Below are 19,905 nucleotides of genomic sequence, written 5' to 3' on the forward strand. Positions count from 1 at the left end.
CGTCACAGGTACTCCACGTGCGCCGCGGTGAGCCGATGCCGGGTGTCGAGCACGCAGCCCGCCGCCCTCTCGACGAGGAGGTAGTCGACGTCGTCGTGGTCGGCGAGCAGGACGACGATGTCGGCGAGCTTCAGAGCGTCCTCCGACAGTTCGATCGGTTTCACGCCCGACGGACAGCGATGCGGCTCGACGTGGGAGTCCACCACCTCGATCCGCGCGCCGAGCGTCACGAGCAGTTCGGCGATGCGCAGCGCGGGTGACCCGCGAACGTCACCGGTGTTGGCCTTGTACGCGATGCCGAGCAGCAGGACGACACTGTCCGCCAAGGCTTTCCCACGCCGGGAGAGCGCGGCACAGATCCGCTTCACCACGTAGTCCGGCATGGTTTCGTTGATCTCGTTGGCCAGCTCGACGAAGCGGAACCGCCTCTGCAGCTCGTTACGCACCCGCCAGGCCAGATAGGCGGGGTCGACCGGCAGGCAGTGCCCGCCGACGCCGGGGCCCGGCGTGAACCGCATGTAGCCGAAGGGTTTCGTCGATGCGGCGTCGATCGCCTTCCACACGTCGACGTCGAGCAACCGCGCGAACATGGCGATCTCGTTGACCAGCGCGATGTTGACGTGCCGGAAGGTGTTCTCCAGCAGTTTGGCGAACTCGGCTTCCTTGGTCGACGACACCGCCACGGTCGTGCTGACCAGCCGTGAGTACAGCGCGTCGACCGCTCGCAGGGAGGACCGATTGACGCCGGAGATCACTTTGGGTGTGTTGGCCAAGGTCCATCGGGTGTTGCCGGGGTCGATGCGTTCCGGGCTGTAGCCGACAGCGAAGTCCTCGCCCGCGACGAGCCTGCTGCCCTCCTCCAGCAGGGGAACGAGCAGTTCCTCGGTGGTGCCCGGAAACGTGGTGGACTCCAGGACCACGAGCGCGCCGCGGCGGATGTGCGGCGCGATGGAGGCAGCAGCCGACTCGACGAAGCTGAGATCAGGCGTTCCGTGGGTCAACGGGGTCTGCACCGCGATGATCGCCGCATCGAAGCCCTGCGCGTCCGCATAGGACTGGGACGGGAGGTAGCGCCCGCTCTCCAGCGCCGCGGCAAGATCACCGTCCGACACGTCGGTCACGTAGGACCGCGCTTCCCGCAAGGACGAGACGCGCCCGGCGTCGAGATCGATCCCCACCACCGAAAACCCGGTCTCCACCGCCCGCATCGCGATCAGCAGACCCACGTATCCCTGGCCGATGACCACGAGCCTGTCCTGGCCACACACCGCGGTCATGTGGTCGACCTCGACGTCTCCGAGGCGACCAGCCGCTTCATCCACTCGATGGTCCTGCGCAGGGCTTCCTCCAAGGGAACTGGTTGCACCGAGGGGAAAAGCTCGCGCAGCGTGTCCCCGGACGCCTGTGAGTGCCGTACGTCACCGATGCGCGCAGGACGGTGCACCACGTCGAGCGTCCGGCCCAGCAACGCGGACAGCATGGTGATCAGATCGTTGAGGCTGGTACGGGTACCGAACGCGAGGTTGACCGGGTGGGCACAGCTGAAGGCCCGCGTGACGCAGTCGGCCAGCACGTCCACGACCGAGCCGACGAACGTGAAGTCCCGGGTCTGTTCCCCGTCCCCGAACACCACGAGCGGCTCTCCGCGCAGGGCCGCCCAGGTGAACGCGGGAACGACGGCCGCGTACGGATGCGCAGGCTGTTGAAGCGGTCCGAACACGTTGAAGAAGCGGAACACTGCGCACGGCAGGTCGTAGCAGTGCTGGAACGACAACGCGTACAGCTCCGCCGCGAGCTTGCTCGACGCGTACGGGCTCACGGGCCGGCACACCATGCCCTCGGCCTTCGGCAGCACGGGGTTATGTCCGTACACGGAACTGGACGAAGCGAGCACGACATGCGCACCCGCGGTTTTGGCGCCCTCCAGCACTTCCAGCGTTCCCGTCACGTTGACGTCGTGACTGCGCCGCGGGTCCAGCAACGACCGCGGCACGGACGGAATCGCCGCGAGATGCACCACCGAGTCCGCGCCGCTGCACGCGTCCGCCACCGCGTCCCGGTCGAGCACCGACCCCACCCGCAGATCGACGTCGATCCCGTCGAGATTGCTTCGCAGGCTGGTGCTGAGGTCGTCGAGCACGGTCACGTGAGTTCCTCGGCGCACGAGTTCCCGGCAGAGGTTGGCACCGATGAACCCGGCGCCACCGGTCACGACGACCTTCACGACGTCACGCTCGCGTCGCTGCGGGCGGTGTCGGCGGGGCGCGGTACCGGGACGACACCGGTCGCGCACTCCGTCATCGCCTCGATCTCGCCGTGGTCCACCGCGAGCGACAGCAGGTAGGCCGGATCGAGCGGCGGGACGGCGACCTGCGAGATGGCCGGATGCGACGGCCGCTGGTCGAGTTCGCCCGGCCCGAACAGCTCCTCGTGCAGTTTCTCCCCTTCGCGCAGTCCTGTGTAGACGATCGGCGCGCACTTGCCGGAGACCTCCATCAGCTGGCGGGCGACGTCGGCGATCCGCAGCTGCTCCCCCATGTCGAGCAGCAGGGCCTCCCCGGAGCGGCCGATCGCGACCGCCTGGAGCACGAGCTGCACCGCCTCCGGGATGGTCATGAAGAAGCGGCTCACCTCGGGGTGCGTGACGGTGATCGGACGGCCCTGTGCCAGCTGCTCGGTGAAGGTGCTGAGCACCGAACCCCGGCTGCCGAAGACGTTGCCGAACCGCACCGACAGGTACTTGCCGTCGGAACGCGTCGCCGCGTCGGCCGTGAGCCGCTCACCGACCCGCTTGGAGCTGCCGAGCACGCTCGTGGGGTTCGCCGCCTTGTCCGTGGAGATGTTGACGAACGTGTTCACGCCCGCCGCCCGCGAAGCCTCGAGCACGTAGTACGTCCCGAGCACATTGGTCTTCCACGCTTCGAGCGGGTACTGCTCGAGAGCGGTGAGATGCTTGAGCGCCGCGGCGTGAAAGACCACGTCCGGTTGGCAACGGGCGAAGACGACCCGCATGGCCTCGGCGTCCCGGATGTCGGCGAGCACGACGTCCGGGGAGTCGAGCATGGCCTCGCCGTAGATCGACAACCGCACGGCGTGCAGCGCCGACTCGTCGCGATCGAGCATGAACAGCTGCGTGGGCCCGAAGCGGTGAATCTGGCGGCACAGCTCCGCTCCGACGGACCCGCCCGCTCCCGTGACGAGGACCCGCTTGCCCGCGAGGTGCTCACCCGCCGTGTCGGCACCGGTGTGGACCTGCTGTCTGCCGAGCAGCGCGGCGAGGTCGAGTTCGCGGAGATCCGCGACACCGACCCTGGAGCGGAGCAGCTCGTCCAGCGACGGCAGCACCTGCAGGCCGAGACCAGCCTGCCGCGCGGTGTCGGACATCTCCCGCAACACAGCCGGGTCAGGTTCGCGCAGCGCTACGACGATCAACGTGGCGCCCGTGCGCGAGGCGACCGCCACCACGTCCTTCCTCGTGCCGCTCACCGGCACGCCGCGGATGCGCAGCGTCTGCTTCGCCGGGTCGTCGTCGAGGAGCGCGACGGGGAGATAGCCGCTCGTGGGGTCGCTCAGCATCGACCGGACGAGTTGCTCCCCCGTGACACCCGCGCCCAGGATGACCACTCGCCGGGCAGACGCCCGTTCCGGCGACGCCCAGCGCTCGTGACTCCACCGGAGCATGCCGCGTCCCGACCACGACAGGAACAACGCGACGAACGCGGACGTCAGCGGTACGGATCGGGGTACGGGCGGAGCCGCCCAGCACACGTCGACGAGGACGGCGAACGCACCGGTGATGACGGCGACCCAGGCCAGCCGCACCGCCTCCTCGAGACTGCCCGCCGGGTAACGCCCGCTGTACAGGCGTGCCGCGAGCCCGACCACCGCCGCAATGACGAGAACGATCAGCGTGAACCGAACGAACCGCATTCCCTCGATGTGTGTCGCTTCCAACGCGTAGCGGAACCAGGTAACTGCTGCCATTGAGAAGATCCACGCGGAGGCATCTATTCCACACAGGAGAAACCGGAATCCCAGACCGGTCGAGGGCACAGGGTCACACCTCATTCCCACCTTCGCACACCAGCACTTGGTGTGGTCAGACCGCCGAGGTGGTGGTCCATTACTCGCGACTACCCGAAAGTGTTACCCGCTTGCGCGACCAGGAAGTCTTGGCACAATTCAGCGGTCATCCCGGGGCAAATTCTGATCCGACCTCGAAGGGAACCCGTGTCTCTGCGCGGCTATCTCCTGCTGATCCGCGAACGCTGGCGGGTCGTCACAGCGGGCCTCGCACTCGGTGTCGCCACAGCGGCGGCGGCCACCTGGGCGGTCACTCCTCTCTACGAGGCCAACGTGACGATGTTCGTCTCGGCGCAGGACATGAACGGTGAGAGCGACGCGGCTCAGGCCTACCAGGGCAGCCTCATGTCGCAGCAGAAGGTCAAGTCGTACACGCGGCTGGTCACGAGCGGGCGTATCCGTGAGGACGTCGAACGAAGAGGGCTCGCTCCGGGACCGGACTCGATCCGAGCCGACGTCCAGCCGGGCACGGTGCTGCTGACGATCACCGCCGCCGATCCGTCGCCGAAGCGGGCGCAGGACCTGGCCGACGCGGCGGCTGAAGCGTTCAGCCTGCTCGTCGCACAGCTGGAAACGCCTACCGACGGTGGTCAGCCCGCCGTCACGGTGAAGGTGGTCGAAACCGCGAGACTGCCGAACACTCCGGTGTCTCCCCGGCCGGTGAGCAACATCGTGCTCGGTGTGCTGATCGGGCTCGCTGCCGGTGTCGGTGCGGCACTCGTGCGCAACACGCTCGACACGTCGATCCGGTCCGTGGAGATGCTCCAGGATCTGATCACCGCTCCGTCACTGGGCACCATCGCCTTCGATCCACGCGCGGCAGAACGCCCGGTCATCACCTTCCCGCACGCCGCGTCGGCACGGGCCGAGTCACTGCGGCGGATACGGACCAACCTCCAGTTCGTCGACGTCGACCACCCTGCCCGCACGATCGTCATCACCAGTTCGCTGCCCGAGGAGGGCAAGTCCACGCTGACCTGCGATCTGGCCATCACCCTCGCCGAAGCGGGCAGGACCGTGGTGGTGGTCGACGCCGACTTCCGCCTGCCACGTATCGGCGACTACCTGGGCCTGGAGTCCGCTGTCGGCCTGACCAGCGTGCTGATCGGGCACGCGTCGCTCACGGAAGCGATCCAACCGTACGGTCACCGCGGCATGAGCGTGCTCGCGAGCGGCCCGGTCCCGCCCAACCCCAGCGAACTGCTCGCCTCGCGACACGTCGTGGAAGTGCTCGATCTGCTGGCGGACCGCTTCGACGTCGTCCTCGTGGACACACCGCCGCTGCTGCCTGTCACCGACGGCGCGATCCTGGCCAGCCGATGCGACGGCGCGATCCTGGTCGTGCGGCACGCCAAGGCCACGAAACAACAGGTCAAGGAATCCGTCGCCGCCCTCGAAGCCGTGTCGGCACGACTGCTCGGCACGGTCATGACGATGACACCGAGGGCCCGTCTCGGCGAGGGCTACCGGTACCACCGCGCCGACGAGCCGGAGACCGCGCCCATCCCTCGATCCCCCGCCCACCAGGAGTTCCGACCATGATCACCCCCATGCCGGGGCGCCGGCCGAGAAAGACACGGCTGGCGTGGGCATTCGCGTTCGCCCTGTGCCTGACCGTCTGCGGATTGTGCACGGTCGGCACCTACGAAAGAGGAGAGATGCCACAGTCACCATCGGCCTTCACCTCATTCGACGCGGCGCACCGCCCACCCCGGCGGACGGACGGCATGACGTTCGTGCTGGCGAGCACGGATTCCGCTCCGTTTTCCGGCCGCAGTGACGTGATCATGCTCGTCCGGCTGTCGCCCGGCCTCGACGCGGCCACGGTCGTGTCCATCCCACCCGGCAGCTGGGTCGCGGTTCCCGGACACGGCATGGCCAGAATGGGTGCGGTGTCCGCGCTCGGCGGCCCCGCGCTGATGGTCCGCACCGTGGAGACGCTCACCGGAGTACGGGTGGATCACTTCGCTGTGACCGATCCCCCTGGTTTCAGGGCGCTGACGCGGGCAGTGGGTGGAATCGACCGCGTCGATCCCGGCATCGCCGATCCCGTCGAGCGGCAGCAGGAGACGCTGCGGATGCTGATCGCCAAGGTTGTTTCGAGAGGAATGCTGAGCAGCCCGAGCCAGGCGCAGGACTTCGCCGGCACGGTGCGCAGGTACGTCCAAGTCGACGACCTCCTCACCTCCGACGCCCTGCAGTCACTCGCCTTCGCGCTGAGGGAGTTGGCCCCCTCGGCCGTCACGTTCGTGACGGCGCCGGACGGAGAACGCGCCGGCCGGCTGTGGGAGGCGTTGCGCCAGAACCAGATCGAGCGCTACCTCAAGGGCAGGCCGCGGTGAGGAAGGACTTTCGCATCCTGTTCGTGTGCACCGGCAACATCTGCCGCTCGCCGTTCGCCGAGTTGCTGACCCGGCACCTGCTCGCACAACGGCTGCCACGCGACCAGTTCATGCGCTTCACCGTCTCGAGCGCGGGAACTCAGGCCATGACCGGAGCGGCGATGCACTCCCTGACGCGCGAGCAGCTGCCCAGGTGGGGCCTGGACCGGGTGTCCGGCGAGACGCACATCGCCCGCAATCTCGATCTGAACATGCTGACCTTGGCCGACCTGGTGCTGACGGCGGATCGCGAACACCGCGCGGAGGTGGTCTCCACACACCCCGCGCTGCTGCACTCGACCTTCTGCCTCCGTGAGTTCGTCCGCCTGCTGGAACCGGTATCGCTGCGCCGCACCGGGAATGATCCCGTGCTCCGTGCACGCGCGGCGGTCTCGACCGCGGCAATGCGCCGCGCCTACGTCCCGTGGGTGGACAGGACCGCCGACGCGGTGCCGGATCCGTACGGTCGATCACGCAACGCTCACAACCTGAGCACGGACATGATCGGCGCCGCGCTCCATCAGATGGTCACCGTGATGTTCGATGCCTGAGCGATCGACCCGATTGTGACAGGCTTTGTGTTGCGCACGGGGCCTCACCGGCGATACGGAGACGAGCCGATCGCCCGCAGGCATGCACGGCCTTTCTCCGAGGAGCACATGTGGCCAGGGTCGTACCGCTGTCGCTGAGCCTGGAGGTGGGCGGTCATCAGTACGTCACCCAGGTGTGGGCCCTGCAGACCGGAGAAGTGGCCGACGGCACGGAACGGTGGTTGCTCGACTCCACGGCGGTGCGGTGGCTGCTCGACCGGGTCGCCGACGGCGACATCAGTGCCGAGCGAGCCGCCGAGCTCGTACGCGAGGTGTCGCGGTGGAACAGCGACTGCTGCTACTGGTGCGACCTCGCCACCCCGGCCTACCCGGAGGTGCTCCGCCGGCACCGGGACGCCTACGAGCGATGGCAGCGGCAACAGCGGAGCATGACGCCGGAGACGCACCCGTACCTGCTCGACAACGGCACGGTGCACAGGTGGGACTGCGCGGTCGCGCCACCGGTTCGAGGACCTGGGCACCCCGGCACGGACGTACACACGTACGCGGCCTGGCACGGACCGCTGAACGGAGACGTGGACCGGATCATGGCCGTGCTGTGGGAGGAGACAAGGGTGAGCCGGCGAATCACCGAGGGGGAGCTCGAACAGTGGTTGCTGCAGCGCAACCATCACGCCGGTTCTCCCTGGTGCCGGAGGTGCTCGCCGGAGCCGCCGGGTGCACCGGAACCGGGTTAGCTCACGACTCCAGCACCTGACAGCACCCCCGCACCACGGCAGGGAGCCCGTCGGCCGCGCAGGCCACCCTGCCGACGACCCGGACCCGATGGCCACCGTGCTCCGGAGCCAGTCGCACCTCGACGTCCATCGGCTCTCCTCGCCGCAGCAGTGCCTGCCACTGGGTCACGCCCGAGATCGCCGACTCGAGGCCCGTCTGCGGGTCCGATCCCTCGCCGAAGATCCGGTGCAGGCCACTGGACAGCATCAGCCTGCCGCTCATGAGGTTGAGGGAGAACACTCCGACTCCGGCATCCGCCACGGCGTCGACGGCGTCCGCGAACTCGAGCCGGTCCGCGGTCGAGAAGCCGTCGCCCGCGGTCGCCCACTGCTCGCCCGCACCGGCGCCGGTCAGCCAACCCGGCAACCAGGTGCACAACACGAAGTCGTCCACATGTGTGATGCGCACGGACACACTGGGCGTCCGTGCGAGATCCGTGAGCGGATCAGGCGCCGCCGCAACGAGCTCGACGGGTTCATCGGACCGGGAGGCCTGCGTGAGCAGCCTGCGTAGCAGCACGGCCGTGTCCTCCGGCAGGAGTTGCCCGACTGTCAGGCCGGCAGCGTCGTCGACCCCGAGAAAATCCCCGGCGGACCTGTTGCACATTTCCACGCGATAATCCACGACATCCGAGGGATCCTCGCGCTGGATCGGTTTCCACACCAATGCAGGTTCCTGCATCAGGTCGACGACCTGCTGCAAACGCAGTTCGTTAGCCAAGACAATCTCGCCCCTTACCCGAGTAAACCGCCGTGGAGCCACGCAAAGACTACGGTCCGCAGCGAACGCCCACCTCATCGGGAGGAAACTTTCCATCAAAATGTGATACTAGCCCCGCTTTGGCTAACGTCTCAGTAACTGACGGTCAACAAAATTCTGGCCAAACTCGACAAGTACGCACTTCACCACTGATGTGCGTTAACCCGTTCGAGTGACAGCCAGGCACGCCGCGCAATATGTCCGAATGCCCCTACTCTGCCAAACGTCCGATGATCAGGCCACGAGCCGGTCGTCCGGAGGCACCGAGCGGCCGAGTTGCGCCAGGAGATCGGTCACCTCACGAGCAGCACCCGTGCAGTTGTCACAGAGCGCCAGATGGTCGCGCACACGCTGCCGGACGGTGCGTCCCTTACGGCCGGCCAGCAGCGCGGCCAGGTTGCCGACCGCCTCCCGACACGTCTCCTCGGCCGCCGCCTTCACGTGCATCTGCACGTAGGCCAGCCGGAGTCCCTCGCGGGCACGGAAAGCCAATGCGGCGACCGCGTTCGGCCGCATCCCGAGCACGTCCGCTACCGCTGACGTGCTGAGCCGATCCAACTCGAGCAGGACCAGCACGGACCGCCAACGCACGGGCAGACTGTCGAGAGCTCGGCTCGCGAGCTGGGCGTCCAGCCCTTCGGTGACCGGATCGTTCTCCTCGGCCGGCAGCAGGAGCTCGGTCACCTCCACGCGCCGGTCGAACATCCGGTCGCGCGCCACCTGCTTGTAGAAGGTGGTGCGAACCGTGGTCAGCAGGTAGGCGCGGAACGCCTCCGTCGGACCGCCGCCCGCGACAATCCGGTTGAACACCTTGACAAACGCGTCGGAGACCAGATCGTCGGCGCCCTGCGACGTGCCGATCAGTTTGCACGCAAGTCCGTACGCATGCGCGAAATTCCTGCGGTAGAGCTGGACGAAAGCCTCTCGGTCTCCCGCGCGCACTGCCCGCACGAGATCGGCGTCGATGTCCTCGACTTCGTCAGTCATTTCACCTGCCTAAGGTTTCTGATTCCTCTCCTCGCCCCCACGTGTGGGTTACGAAGCTACAACGAGCAGTTGCCGCAGGGAAGGCAACGCTCCGAATCGGCTAATTTGTCGCCCGACAAGTGCACGATCACGCGGTCTAAACATTGCCAGGCATCCCCAAATTTGGGCATTTTCTCACCCGTTAGAGTGATCAGCTTCGCGAGGGAGCCCGCTCGAACGCTGCACGGGAATCGCGTGAGCCCGGCTTGCGCAGGTGTCGTCATCCAGCTTGCCCAGGCTGATGACGGCTGCACGGAGCGCTACCCGCAAGCGCTCCACCTGTGCCTCGGACAGGTGAATCGTCTCGTGGTCGGCACTCTCCACGATCACGCACTCCTCGGTCAGCCCCACCACGGTGGTGGCGTTCCTGCCGCGCTGGTCACGACAGCGCACCGTCCACAAACGACGATCACGTGCCCGTAGGAACGCCCGGACCAGCATTGACGACAACCATGCTTCGCGATGGCGACGAAACATCCACGACCTCCTCGAGACCCGGCCCCAGAGATCACTTCGGCAGGAACGACAGCTCGTAGGCCCGCGCCACGGCGTGCGCACGGTCCCTGGCGTCGAGCTTTCGCAGGATGTGACTGACATGTGTGCGCGCGGTCTCGGCGGTGATCTGGAGCCGCAACGCGATCTGCACCGCCGTGCGGCCTTCCGAGATGAGCTGCAGCACCTCGAACTCCCGGCGCGACAACGACTTTCCACCCGCCGCACGCGCGCCTTCCATCGAGGTGGCGAAGACCGCGAGGGCCGAATCGATGTGGTGCCCGACTGTCGCGCCCACGGTGATGGCCTTCACCAGCCGGTCAGGATCAGCATCCAGTGGCACCAGCGCTCGGGCACCGTTGATTCGAGCCATCGCGATGCCTTCCGGCGTGCGGGCCTCCCGGCCGAGCAGTGCCACCACGGTGATGTCCCTGAACAGGCGAGTCAGCAACTGGCAGCGGTGCCAGCCGGGGTCGCTGGCGGAACTGACGAGAACGACGTCGGGACGCGCCGACTCGCACAGGTCGATGGTGTCGCGCGTGCTGCTCACCGCATCGACCCACTCCAGACCGGGATACGCCGAGATGACCGTCTGCACACCGCGTCTCAGCAACGGCAGCGATTCCACCAGCGCGATTCGAAGCGGGCGCGCGCCGCCGTCTCCGGCCGGCGGTATCTCTTCTTCCGAACCTGCACCCATTTGCTCAGTCCCTGATCGATGTTCTGTTCGAAAACGCCGAGTGCTCGAACGCGTCGCATGCCCCTGCCGTTCGCTCACCGACACACTGGACACCACCGAGCGCATTCACTCATTCGAGTGGCTCTGCGAGATGTGGGGCCAGTTGTTCCGCACCGCGCTTGGGGCTCGGCACCGTGATCGTGGGGATGACACCCAATCGCATATCGCTCGCCTCGGCACCCGCAACATTGCCACACGCCGAATCCCGCGGTGCACACGCTACCCAGCAACCGCCACGCGGTCACGACGACTCACTCCGGTCGTGTGCTTCGCCTCGTCGCCCGCGCGGCCGGCACACCGCGAACCCCACCAGCACGAACGGCAGCAGGCCCGGTGCGACCAGCAGAAACTGCCACCACATCGTCAGCGTGGCCCACCACGGCGCACCGCTCTCGGCTTTCACCGCGGTCGCCGCGCGGTCGACATCGGCCCCACAGGTCGACGACAGGCCCACAGCCGAGGCACAGGCGATCACCGTGATCTCCGACCCCATGGAGACCGCTCCCGCGACCACATCCAGCTCGACCTGTGCGGTCGCACCCGCGGCGACGTCGACGAGCCACTTCGTCTCGGTGGCCCCCTGCGCCGAGGCGCTGCCCGTCCGTCCGAGCACGAGCGACGACGGCGTCGTCAGCGTCACCTCGAGCTGGTCGAGCCGCTGGCCGGTGTTGTTGTGGACGCTGACCCGGTAGGTGGCCGGGAGATTCTCGGTGACGGTGTCGATCCCGTCGTCCACGGTCACGACCACGTCGTGATCCGTCCCGCGGAGCGCGGCCAACGTGACCGTCAGGGCCACGACGAAGGCCATCGCCGACGGCACCCACCAACGGCCGACCGTCACAAGGACAGAACGGGAATCGGTCATCGAGCGGGCCTCCACCCGTTGCGCGGTGAACTCTCGACTCCCTCTGACCGCATCGGGCATCTCTGATTGCGGACTCTCAGCCGTCCTCACCTGATCGTGCGACGGGCGGCCGTCCACAGTGGATCTGCCTCCCTCAAGAGGGTGATCGTCTCCAGACTCGATAACACCGCTGGAGCACGCCGCGATCGATGCCACAGGTGGCAAAACAGCCCCACGGTCCCTAATGGAGTGATCTTGACTCAGCTACCCGATCAGCCACCGGCTTTCCTGCGCATGTGGTGGGGTATCCCGAACTGGGCCCGCCTGCTGCCCGTGCTCGGCGGCGCGCTGCTCGCGCCAATGGCGCTGGTGCCTGTGCCCATACCACCGGGGTCGGACCACGCCTCGAGCATCGCGCTCGCTCCTCTGTCACCGGTGAACCCGGTGAACCCGGTGAACCGGGTGAGCCCGGTGAGCCCGGTGAGCCCGGTGAGCCCGGTGAGGCCGCCGGCTTCACTCGCCCCGGCCGATCCGGTGACACCCGCCCTCCAGGCAGTCCCGATCACGCCGAGCACCACGGCTCCTGCTTCTCCTGCTTCTTCCGACTCTCCTGCTTCTCCTGCTTCGCACACCGCCGGACCGAGCACCTTCGCAACGACCACCACGACGCCGCCCCCAGCCCCGCCGACACCTGCCGTCGAGGCTCAGCCGCGCCGCAACGACACCTCCGGCACATCCCTCCGAAATGGACAGTCCTGCATGGATCTCACCGGCGGACTGGGCACGTGCGCGGTTACCCAGAAGGACTCACTCGTCGGGAGCAACTCATGAGCGGCGACGACAATCGGATGGACAGCGCCGAGGCCCGAGCACTGCACATGTTCCAGCGCAGTTCGTCCGCCCACCGCTGTCCCGCCGGGCACGGTGCCCTGCGGGTGTGGCCGGACGCCGACGCACCGTCCGGCATGTGCCTCGTCTGCACAACGTGCGGACACCGCATCCAGGTGCACAACACATCACTCCACCTGTCCACTGATGACGAACCCACCGCACGGACCGAGAAGGCTCCGGCCGTGCGGCTGCCCGACGGCACCACGCCGCGCGGCCTCCTCCCCGACGGCACGGTGCGCACGACCGGCTGGGTGCAACTCGGGAACATGCCGATCCCCTCCGGCTTCCTGGCGGCGCTGATCGCGTTCTCCGCCGCCGTGCCCCTGGTGTCGGTGGCACCCCTCGTACCGGTCGTCGCGCCACCGATCGGCTACCTGGCCTGGAAGCTGGGCATGAGGTGGCGACCGGCCTCGCGAGCCGTCAACACGCGACGCGTCCCGACGGCGGCGCTCACCGTGGGGCAGCAGATCCGCTTGTTCGGCACAGCCGGTCCGGTCGGTGAGGTGAGCACCGTCACCACGGGTGCGGCAGGACATCTGCAGGTGCGGATGGTCGGCGGCCTGAAGATCCTGCGGCGCCCCGAACAGCAGATCTGGCAGGTCGACCTGAGAAACTGACCACCGTGGCCGACGGGTGGCACAGCCCCGTGAGTGGCGAGGGCGGAACCATCGCCACTCACGAGCTCGAATCAGTTGGGGCAGCCCTGGCGACCCGTGTTGACGTACCGCGTCTCGCCATCCCAAAGAATCGACCCCGACGCCGCGACGCAGTAATTCGCGGTTCCCGTCACGCCGACCGGGCCGGCGTAGTAGGCATAGGAGTCGGAATCCCTTCGCGAGCTGGCCGTGACCGTGCATTCCTGCCCCTGGCCGCTCTTTTCAGCACAGCGGAAGATCTGCACCGAGGTCGGCCGGGACACACCGTAGGAATCGCCCAGGTGGTTCAGGCACGCGCTGTTCGTGCCACCGTTGCTGGAGTTGTAGTAGATGACCAGCTCGGCGTAGCCGATGTACTTCCGGGCGGTGATCGTGCCGGAGCACGAGACCGCGGCCTGCGCAGGCACGGACACCAGCCCGAGGAGCGTCACGAACCCGACGGAAAGCATCAGGGCGCGGCGAAAAAATGTCGACATGCACACTCGCTTCTTTTCTGGAAGACAAATCGGCCAGAACGTAGCAGGGCGCCTTCGGCGAGCAATTCGCTTCTTCTGAGAACTTCGCCACATCGCACGGCCGAGTGATCCACATCATACCCTCTGTGTCGTGCAAATCCTCCGACACGAACAATCGTGACGTGCCAGAGCGGGGTCGCCGTGCCAGGTGCACCACGGCACCCGATTCGACGTGCTGCGGTCCGGTGGCCCGGACCTCACGTGGGCCAACGACAACATCATCGGCGGCCGCTCCGACGTGTGGATCTACTGGGAGCTACTCGGCAACCGCTGATCACCTCGCCGTCAGCGGGGCCGTCGCCATCTCGGTGACGGCCCTTCCTGCTGTTTGCCGCTGCTCAGGTGTTCAGGGCCGCGATCAGGTCGTCGCCCGGCAGCTCCACGCCGAGCACGCCGCCGGGGTTGATCGCCAGCACGCCTCCCGCCAGTACCGGGGCGAGTTCGCGGCCGGTCGTCTGCATCGGTGACGCGGCGCCCTGCGGCACGTGGCCTGGTGCCGTCCACACCGCCACGAAGCGTTTGCCGTCCTGGGTCACGCCCATGCGCAGGTTGCCCTGGCCGTCGGTCTCGGCGATCAGGTTGGCTTCGAGCGTTGCCGTCAGCAGGCGTTGCTGCGGTGCCCAGCCGACCGCCACGTAGCCCAGCACCACGTCCAGGTCCGACAGCGGTTCCGGGAAGCCGCGACGGCGTGGGCCCGGACTGTAGTTGGGGTTCAGGTAGGTCTCGCCGGTCAGCTCGCCGTCCTCGCCGACGGCGTAGGCGCCGAACAGGGTCGCGTCCGGGATGCCTTCGATGTAGTTCGGGTTGACCTCGGGGTCGGCGCACCACAGCCACGTGTCCGGGACCTGGCGGCGGGCCTGCTCGCGCAGGGACTCCGTGGCCGGGGGCAGGCCGGGGTGCAGGGTGAAGTCGTCGATGTAGTCCGGGTACTCGAGGAACGGCTTCGGCAGGACGTAGACGCGGGCGCCTTCCGCGGTGACGGCGGTGATCAGCATCCACGGGCCCTTGAGCCGGTACAGGTGGTGTTCACGGTCCGACTCGATCTCGGTCTCGTAGGCCAGGTTGCCGTCCGGGGCGCCGTAGCGGTGCACGAACAGGTCTTCGACCTTGGTGAACCGCACGCCGGTCATCGTGTCGAGCGGCGGGTCCAGTTCGGAGATGACCTGGTACGGCGACTGCCACGCGGGGAGTTCCTCCCCGACCTCCCACTGCAGCGCGTCCTGGTTCTCGATGAGCTGGCCGATCAGGTAGGTGACGGCGTTGCGGACGTCGGCGAAACGCTCGTGCTTCTCCTTCAGCTCGCCTTCTGCCCAGTAGACCTCGTACCAGTCGCCGTCGCGGACCAGGCACCACGCCTGGTCGCGGTGGCCCTCCAGGCTGAAGAAGCGCGGGCTGGTCTGGATGCGCCTGATCACGTCGAGGAGCGGGGTCAGGGCTTTGCGGAACGTCGCTTCGACCTGCTTTTCGCTGAACGGCCTGCCCATCGCGAGCGCGGCGGCACGGGCCTTCGCGATCTCCGCGACGACAGGCAGCTCGTAGCGCTGCTGGCGGATGTGGTCGACCAACGCCATCGACGGCGGGATCTGGTGCTCGCGCAGGTAGTACGCCACGCTCGCGGGCCACACCCAGCGGCCGTCCGTCTGGAAGGCGAGCGGCACGACTTCCTCCTCGCCGCCGGTGAAGAGGTCCTTCGCAGAGCCGCGTGACGACAGGACCACCGGCGCGCTCTCCAGGTAGCGCAACAGCAGAACCTGTTCCCTCGCACCGATCATCGGCCGGTACCAGATGCCCTTGCCGTCCTCGATCACGTCGAACGCGCGCGCGAGTTCGATCTGGGTGTCCTGCTGCCGCGGTTCAAGCGCGCTGGTGCGGCCGTCCTGCTGGATCTTGCCCGCCGCGAGCCACATCCAGTCCGGCACCGCTTCCGGCCGCCGCGGAAGCAGCCGCAGCTCGTCGGCGGCGTGCTGGAGCGCGGCGCCGTGGCCCGGTGCGATCTGCCACTCCGGCTGGCCCTCGATCAGGAACCGGCGTGTGGTCTCGCCGCCCGCGACGAACGTGAAGGCGGCGGCGAACCAAGTGCCGAGGCTGTTGCGGAAGTCGCGCATCCGCTGCCGGTGCAGCCATTGGCTGACCATTACCGGCGGCGCCCACACGTGCACGGTGCCGTCTACAGTGACCGTCGCCTCGATCTCCATGCGGCGGGCGAGCGCGCGGCACCGGAGGTCGATCTGCTGCCAGCCGTCCGGAGCGTGCGCGACGAGAGCTTCCTCGACCTGGGCGAGGATCGAGGTGTTGGTGCGCGGCATCGTGTCGCCGGGCGGCAGCGACGGGTACTGCGGCCACGCGCCGGGTAGCGGTGGCAGCTCGCGGAGGAAGACCAGCCGTTCGTCGCTCACATGGCCCTGCAACGGATCCAGGTCGGTCGGTGCCGCGCCCTCCTCGGTGATGCGCCAGATCTCGGCGCCCAGCACCGTCTCGAACTGCGCGGTCGTAGCGTCCGTGCCGGGCTCGATCCGGAACGCCTTGTCCCCGTCGATCGCGATGTCGAACTGCACGTGCTTCACTCCTCGGCGCACACGGGAAAAACGGTCACGACTGTCGCGGTTCGACGAACTCTGCCCACTTCGGCGGCTGTTTGCCCATCTCCTCCATCATCTCCAGCATGTCGCGGAGATCGGTGACGTTCGGCGAGGTCCCGGCGAACCAGTCGCTCACGCTGTCCCACGCCTTGCGCGCCCCCTCGCCCTCGACGACGTCCCAGACGGGCGGGTCGTCCTGGTCCAGGTCGGCGCCGTCGACGACGTGGTAGGCGTAACCCTGGTGCGCCGTAAGGGCGAGCAGGCCGCGCGGGTCGGTCAGCTCGTGGTCGAGCTGGTTCAGCGTGGCGACGACGTGCCGTTTGCGTTCGGCGGTCATCGCGTTGACCCCGAACGCCGTGCCGGCCAGCCACAGTCCTGATTGGACACCCATGATGCGCAGAACCTCGCGCACCGCCTCGGGAACGCGGTCCACGCCCTGCTCCGCCGCCATCTGGTCGATCTCGTCGTCGGACGCGCCGACCACGGACCCGCGGCGCAGTCCGGCCGCGCACACGCGGTCGAAGATCGCGTCGATGCGCTCGCTCGGGTTGTCAGTCGGTTGGTTCACAGCGGGTAGAGCCTTTCTCCAGCTCGGTTGACGACTTCCAGTCGCATGTTCGGGAAAATGCGCTCGTAGGTGAGCATGACCTTCTGGCACGACATGCAGATCTGGAACTCGGCCGGTGTTCCGTCGCGCTTGGCCGACGGCAGGTCGACCACCATGCGGAGATCACCTGAGATGTCCGCGGCGGAGAACGGCGTGTAGGTCGTGCCGTTCGCCTCCGCCTTCGCCGCCGCGCGCTTGTTCAGCTCGTCGATCGCGAGGGACATGCGGTCCTGCGTGCGCTGCACCTCGCCCTTGAAGCCGTTCTTGTAGTAGTTCTCGTCTTCCTTGTTGAGCGTGTCGACCATCTTGTTGGCCTGCCGCAGTGCCGTGTCGACCTCGTTGCGGGACAAGCCGCTGTACTCGGCGAGCTGGTGCCGGGCGAGGTCCTCGAACATCTTCGGTTCCGAGTCGTTGGCCCTGGGGGTGCCGCTGCCGTCGCGCCAGCCGCCGTTCTCCGGGTCGTACGAGGTCGCGTTGGACGTCTCGAAGAGGCGCTCGTTCTTCGGCGGCTGCGTCGGGGCTTCCGCCGCGGGACTCCAGTCGTGCTGCTTGCCGCTGAAGTTGTAGAAGTCGGCCGACTCGCCGTCGCGGTCACTGCGGTAGCGCGCCGTCGACAGGGTGCGCTCGTGCGGGCGACGTTCGGCGTCCGTGCTCGGGTTGCGGCCGGTGAGCTCGCGGACCGAGTCGAGTCCCTCCTCGCGCTTCTCGCGGTTCTCCTCGCGCAACTCGCGGAAGTCGTCCTCCCGCTCGCCCCGCCGCTCGGCGGACCCCGGCGCGGACTCGGGCGTTTCGTCGCCCCAGGTGGGCTCGTGCCCTGGCGGGTGAGGACTTTCGTGAATGGTCTGCGAGCCGTCCGGACCGAACGTGCGCCACTCGCCGTCCGGCGGCCAGCCGGGGCGGTTGTTGCTGTCGCTCCTGCTGGCGAAGAGGTTGCCGTCGTAGTCGACCCAGGCGTCCGTGTTCGGCGCGGTGACCGGCACGCCGAGCTCCTGGGCGAGCTGTGCCGCGAACCCGTCGTCCCGCTTGCCCGCGTCGCAGCCGACGAGGGTGATCGGGTCGCCGGGCTTGTAGTCGGGGTTCGCGCGGACGATGTCCGCTACATCCCTCGGGGTGAGCGGGTAGTTGCGCACGTGTGCGCTGGTCGCGTTGCTGTGCACGTCGACGACGAACTGGCCGGGGATCCTGGGCAGTTCCCTGGCCGTGTAGAGATTGTTGCTGTCCGCCTTGCTGTCGTAGATCGACATGCCGGCGGGGGTGCTGTGCACGTGGTCGCGCACGACCGGGTCGAGTTCCTCGCTGAGTGAGCCGAGGCGGTCGCTGAGCGGTTTCTGCGGGCGTTGCGGGGGTTCTTCGTCGCGGCGGCCGGTGTCGTGGCGCTGGTCGTGGTCCTGTGTGGACGGCTCGTCCTGGTGGTGTGGCCGGTCTTGCGGGGTCTGGTCTTGATGCGGACGGTCTTGGTCGTGGTGGGGACGGTCGTGGTCCTGGTGCGGGCGGTCCTGGTCTGCTTGTGGACGGTCCTGGGCCTGGTGCGGGCGGTCCTGGTCTGCTTGTGGACGGTCTTGGGACGCGTGCGGTTGGTCGGTTCGAGCGGCCTCGGGCTGGGGGCGGCTCGGTGGGGTGTGGTCCCGTGAGGCCTGAGGGACCGGCGGGCTGGTGGACTCCTGGCCGTTCAGGCGGTCGAGCATCGACGACGTGGAAGGCCGGTCCGTCTTCGTCGGCGTTGCCGGGCGGTCGGAGTGGCCGGCCGGCTGGGACGGCTGCGCGGTGTTGAGCCGATCCGCGATGGAAGGGCGTGGCAGGTCCGACTGACGCGGCTGGGCCGGCAGTGGTTGTGTCGGGCCGGGTGGGCGCTGGTCTGGTGTCTCGACCTTCGCCGGGGATTCGGTGTGCTGTGGCGCAGCCGGTTCGCGGCTCGGGCGTGGCCGGTCCGCCGGCCGGTCCGCTGGACTGCGCGAGTCGGTGGGGACATCCGACTGCGTCGTGGTGCTGTCGGAGGCGGTCTTGTGGCCGACGAAGTCCGGGTTCGGCACGAACGGCCCGAGCACGTACTTGCCCGCCTCGCGCCGGACCTGGTGCCAGCCCTCCACATAACGCCAGTCGACGCCGCCGGGGAAGAGCGTCTCGTTCTCGGCGTACTCGCGGCCGTGGCCGACGTTGTGCAGCGTGTCGTCGGTCATGATGCCGCCGGGCGCCTTGACCACGTACATCTTGCCTTCGCCGACGCCCGCGCGCTCCATCGCCTTGTGCTGTTCGGAGCTGGTGCTGACGTAGGCGTTGGTGTGCCCGTCGACGTGCTGGAGCAGGTCGGGCTTCTCGCGGGGCCGCGGCACGTCGAAGCCGCCCGCGGCCTTGATCTCCTCCGGCGACCGCGTATCGCCGCGGTACAGGGCGTTCTCGTCCCGCATCCAGCCGGGGACGTCCCGGTACGCGATCTTCGACGGGTCCACGCCGTGCATGGACGGGTCGACGTGCCGCATGGCGACCGGCGGTCCGCCGTCCGGGCCGGGAGGCGGCGGCGTGTGGTGCTGGTGGGTGTCGGGTGTCCGCTGCTGAGTGTCCGGTGTGGACCGGTGCGTGTCCGGTGTCCGCTGGTGGGTGTCCGGCGTCGGCTGGGTCCCGGTAGGACCGGAGGAGCCGGGGTGCTGCGTTCCTGTCGGCCCGAAGGAGCCGGGGGCGGGTGGCATGCCCTGATGCGGCCGGCCGGGAGGCGCGAACGACTGCGGCGGCATGCCGGGACGACGTTCGCCGCCGTGCGGAACGGGCGGGTTGCCGTGGCCGGGCACGCCTGGCGCGCGGTGCTGTGCGGGGTGGGACGGGGCCTGCTGCTGGTGGAAGCCGGGCGGCGGGCCGCCGGGGCGGGGCGCGCCCAGGCCGTTCGGAGCGTTGGGGTGCATGGCCGGCTGACGTCCGCCCATGCCGGGATTGCCGGGGGTTCCGGGAGGCATGCCGAGGCGCGTGCCAGGTGGGCTGCTCGTGCCGCTGCCGGGCATTCCGGGACGCATGCC

19 protein-coding genes are annotated in these 19,905 nt (G+C 68.2%); 6 read left to right on the forward strand and 13 right to left on the reverse strand.

Translation table 11 applies throughout. From position 1 onward, the window contains the following. Positions 1–2: 2 nt before the first annotated feature. From JOD27_RS14675 to JOD27_RS14685, 3 genes are read right to left on the reverse strand one after another with little or no spacing between them, the layout of a single operon-like run. Complete coding sequence (locus JOD27_RS14675) at positions 3–1,277, reverse strand: nucleotide sugar dehydrogenase (protein ID WP_204762800.1); 1,275 nt, start codon at positions 1,275–1,277, stop codon at positions 3–5. Next, positions 1,274–2,224 (reverse strand): NAD-dependent epimerase/dehydratase family protein, encoded by a 951-nt coding sequence (locus JOD27_RS14680; protein WP_204762801.1) that lies wholly within the window; start codon positions 2,222–2,224, stop codon positions 1,274–1,276. The genes JOD27_RS14675 and JOD27_RS14680 overlap by 4 nt, the downstream gene beginning before the upstream one ends. Continuing rightward, entirely contained in the window at positions 2,221–3,984 is a 1,764-nt protein-coding gene (locus tag JOD27_RS14685; RefSeq protein WP_204762802.1) for a nucleoside-diphosphate sugar epimerase/dehydratase, read from the reverse strand. The genes JOD27_RS14680 and JOD27_RS14685 overlap by 4 nt, the downstream gene beginning before the upstream one ends. Before the next feature lie 246 nt (positions 3,985–4,230). On the opposite strand from JOD27_RS14685, the gene JOD27_RS14690 reads away from it, so the two are divergent. From JOD27_RS14690 to JOD27_RS14705, 4 genes are all read left to right on the forward strand, one after another. After that, positions 4,231–5,625, forward strand: coding sequence for a tyrosine-protein kinase domain-containing protein (locus JOD27_RS14690; RefSeq protein WP_204762803.1), 1,395 nt, complete (start codon positions 4,231–4,233; stop codon positions 5,623–5,625). Between the two features lie 116 nt (positions 5,626–5,741). After that, positions 5,742–6,425 (forward strand): LCP family protein, encoded by a 684-nt coding sequence (locus JOD27_RS14695; protein ID WP_204762804.1) that lies wholly within the window; start codon positions 5,742–5,744, stop codon positions 6,423–6,425. Next, positions 6,422–7,015 (forward strand): arsenate reductase/protein-tyrosine-phosphatase family protein, encoded by a 594-nt coding sequence (locus JOD27_RS14700; RefSeq protein WP_204762805.1) that lies wholly within the window; start codon positions 6,422–6,424, stop codon positions 7,013–7,015. The genes JOD27_RS14695 and JOD27_RS14700 overlap by 4 nt, the downstream gene beginning before the upstream one ends. Before the next feature lie 110 nt (positions 7,016–7,125). Beyond that, entirely contained in the window at positions 7,126–7,752 is a 627-nt protein-coding gene (locus tag JOD27_RS14705) for a hypothetical protein (protein WP_204762806.1), read from the forward strand. Position 7,753: 1 nt separating this feature from the next. Here the strand turns inward: JOD27_RS14705 and JOD27_RS14710 are convergent, their stop codons facing one another. From JOD27_RS14710 to JOD27_RS14735, 6 genes are all read right to left on the reverse strand, one after another. Continuing rightward, complete coding sequence (locus JOD27_RS14710; protein ID WP_204762807.1) at positions 7,754–8,512, reverse strand: PAS domain-containing protein; 759 nt, start codon at positions 8,510–8,512, stop codon at positions 7,754–7,756. A 273-nt stretch (positions 8,513–8,785) separates the two neighbouring features. Continuing rightward, positions 8,786–9,538 carry an RNA polymerase sigma factor gene (locus JOD27_RS14715; protein ID WP_204762808.1) on the reverse strand — a complete coding sequence of 251 codons (753 nt, stop codon included), beginning with the start codon at positions 9,536–9,538 and terminating at the stop codon, positions 8,786–8,788. Between the two features lie 174 nt (positions 9,539–9,712). After that, positions 9,713–10,054: a hypothetical protein gene (locus JOD27_RS14720; RefSeq protein WP_204762809.1), complete on the reverse strand. Its 342-nt coding sequence runs from the start codon at positions 10,052–10,054 to the stop codon at positions 9,713–9,715. A 31-nt stretch (positions 10,055–10,085) separates the two neighbouring features. After that, entirely contained in the window at positions 10,086–10,874 is a 789-nt protein-coding gene (locus JOD27_RS14725; protein ID WP_204762810.1) for a response regulator transcription factor, read from the reverse strand. A 175-nt stretch (positions 10,875–11,049) separates the two neighbouring features. Then, positions 11,050–11,616, reverse strand: coding sequence for a hypothetical protein (locus JOD27_RS14730; RefSeq protein WP_204762811.1), 567 nt, complete (start codon positions 11,614–11,616; stop codon positions 11,050–11,052). 308 nt (positions 11,617–11,924) lie between these two features. Beyond that, on the reverse strand, positions 11,925–12,317 hold the full coding sequence (locus JOD27_RS14735; RefSeq protein WP_204762812.1) for a hypothetical protein: 393 nt from the start codon (positions 12,315–12,317) through the stop codon (positions 11,925–11,927). A gap of 162 nt (positions 12,318–12,479) precedes the next feature. Between JOD27_RS14735 and JOD27_RS14740 the strand changes: the two genes are divergently transcribed. Continuing rightward, positions 12,480–13,160, forward strand: coding sequence for a hypothetical protein (locus tag JOD27_RS14740; RefSeq protein ID WP_204762813.1), 681 nt, complete (start codon positions 12,480–12,482; stop codon positions 13,158–13,160). A gap of 71 nt (positions 13,161–13,231) precedes the next feature. Here JOD27_RS14740 and JOD27_RS14745 read toward each other — a convergent pair whose 3' ends face one another. Next, the gene (locus tag JOD27_RS14745; RefSeq protein ID WP_204762814.1) at positions 13,232–13,675 is read right to left on the reverse strand and encodes a hypothetical protein; all 444 of its coding nucleotides are present in this window, start codon (positions 13,673–13,675) and stop codon (positions 13,232–13,234) included. A 187-nt stretch (positions 13,676–13,862) separates the two neighbouring features. On the opposite strand from JOD27_RS14745, the gene JOD27_RS46025 reads away from it, so the two are divergent. Beyond that, entirely contained in the window at positions 13,863–13,988 is a 126-nt protein-coding gene (locus JOD27_RS46025) for a hypothetical protein (protein WP_275591689.1), read from the forward strand. A gap of 64 nt (positions 13,989–14,052) precedes the next feature. Here JOD27_RS46025 and JOD27_RS46630 read toward each other — a convergent pair whose 3' ends face one another. From JOD27_RS46630 to JOD27_RS14760, 3 genes are read right to left on the reverse strand one after another with little or no spacing between them, the layout of a single operon-like run. Beyond that, a complete protein-coding gene (locus JOD27_RS46630) occupies positions 14,053–16,269 on the reverse strand; it encodes an SseB family protein (RefSeq protein WP_204762815.1) in 2,217 nt (738 codons plus the stop codon). 34 nt (positions 16,270–16,303) lie between these two features. Then, positions 16,304–16,861: a hypothetical protein gene (locus tag JOD27_RS14755; protein ID WP_204762816.1), complete on the reverse strand. Its 558-nt coding sequence runs from the start codon at positions 16,859–16,861 to the stop codon at positions 16,304–16,306. Further along, on the reverse strand, positions 16,858–19,902 hold the full coding sequence (locus JOD27_RS14760) for a DUF8616 domain-containing protein (RefSeq protein WP_204762817.1): 3,045 nt from the start codon (positions 19,900–19,902) through the stop codon (positions 16,858–16,860). Before JOD27_RS14760 ends, JOD27_RS14755 begins: the two co-directional genes overlap by 4 nt. Positions 19,903–19,905 lie beyond the last annotated feature (3 nt).

The organism is Lentzea nigeriaca (assembly GCF_016907955.1).
Lineage (GTDB): Bacteria > Actinomycetota > Actinomycetes > Mycobacteriales > Pseudonocardiaceae > Lentzea > Lentzea nigeriaca.

What these genes read in the sequence shown, in the direction of transcription:
- JOD27_RS14730 (WP_204762811.1), bottom strand. Translation starts at nt 11,616, where the DNA reads ATGGCCTTCGTCGTGGCCCTGACGGTCACGTTGGCCGCGCTCCGCGGG.
- JOD27_RS14720 (WP_204762809.1), bottom strand. Translation starts at nt 10,054, where the DNA reads ATGTTTCGTCGCCATCGCGAAGCATGGTTGTCGTCAATGCTGGTCCGG.
- JOD27_RS14760 (WP_204762817.1), bottom strand. Translation starts at nt 19,902, where the DNA reads ATGCGTCCCGGAATGCCCGGCAGCGGCACGAGCAGCCCACCTGGCACG.
- JOD27_RS14695 (WP_204762804.1), top strand. Translation starts at nt 5,742, where the DNA reads ATGCCACAGTCACCATCGGCCTTCACCTCATTCGACGCGGCGCACCGC.
- JOD27_RS14715 (WP_204762808.1), bottom strand. Translation starts at nt 9,538, where the DNA reads ATGACTGACGAAGTCGAGGACATCGACGCCGATCTCGTGCGGGCAGTG.
- JOD27_RS14685 (WP_204762802.1), bottom strand. Translation starts at nt 3,984, where the DNA reads ATGGCAGCAGTTACCTGGTTCCGCTACGCGTTGGAAGCGACACACATC.
- JOD27_RS14745 (WP_204762814.1), bottom strand. Translation starts at nt 13,675, where the DNA reads ATGTCGACATTTTTTCGCCGCGCCCTGATGCTTTCCGTCGGGTTCGTG.
- JOD27_RS14675 (WP_204762800.1), bottom strand. Translation starts at nt 1,277, where the DNA reads ATGACCGCGGTGTGTGGCCAGGACAGGCTCGTGGTCATCGGCCAGGGA.
- JOD27_RS14740 (WP_204762813.1), top strand. Translation starts at nt 12,480, where the DNA reads ATGAGCGGCGACGACAATCGGATGGACAGCGCCGAGGCCCGAGCACTG.
- JOD27_RS14725 (WP_204762810.1), bottom strand. Translation starts at nt 10,874, where the DNA reads ATGCGCTCGGTGGTGTCCAGTGTGTCGGTGAGCGAACGGCAGGGGCAT.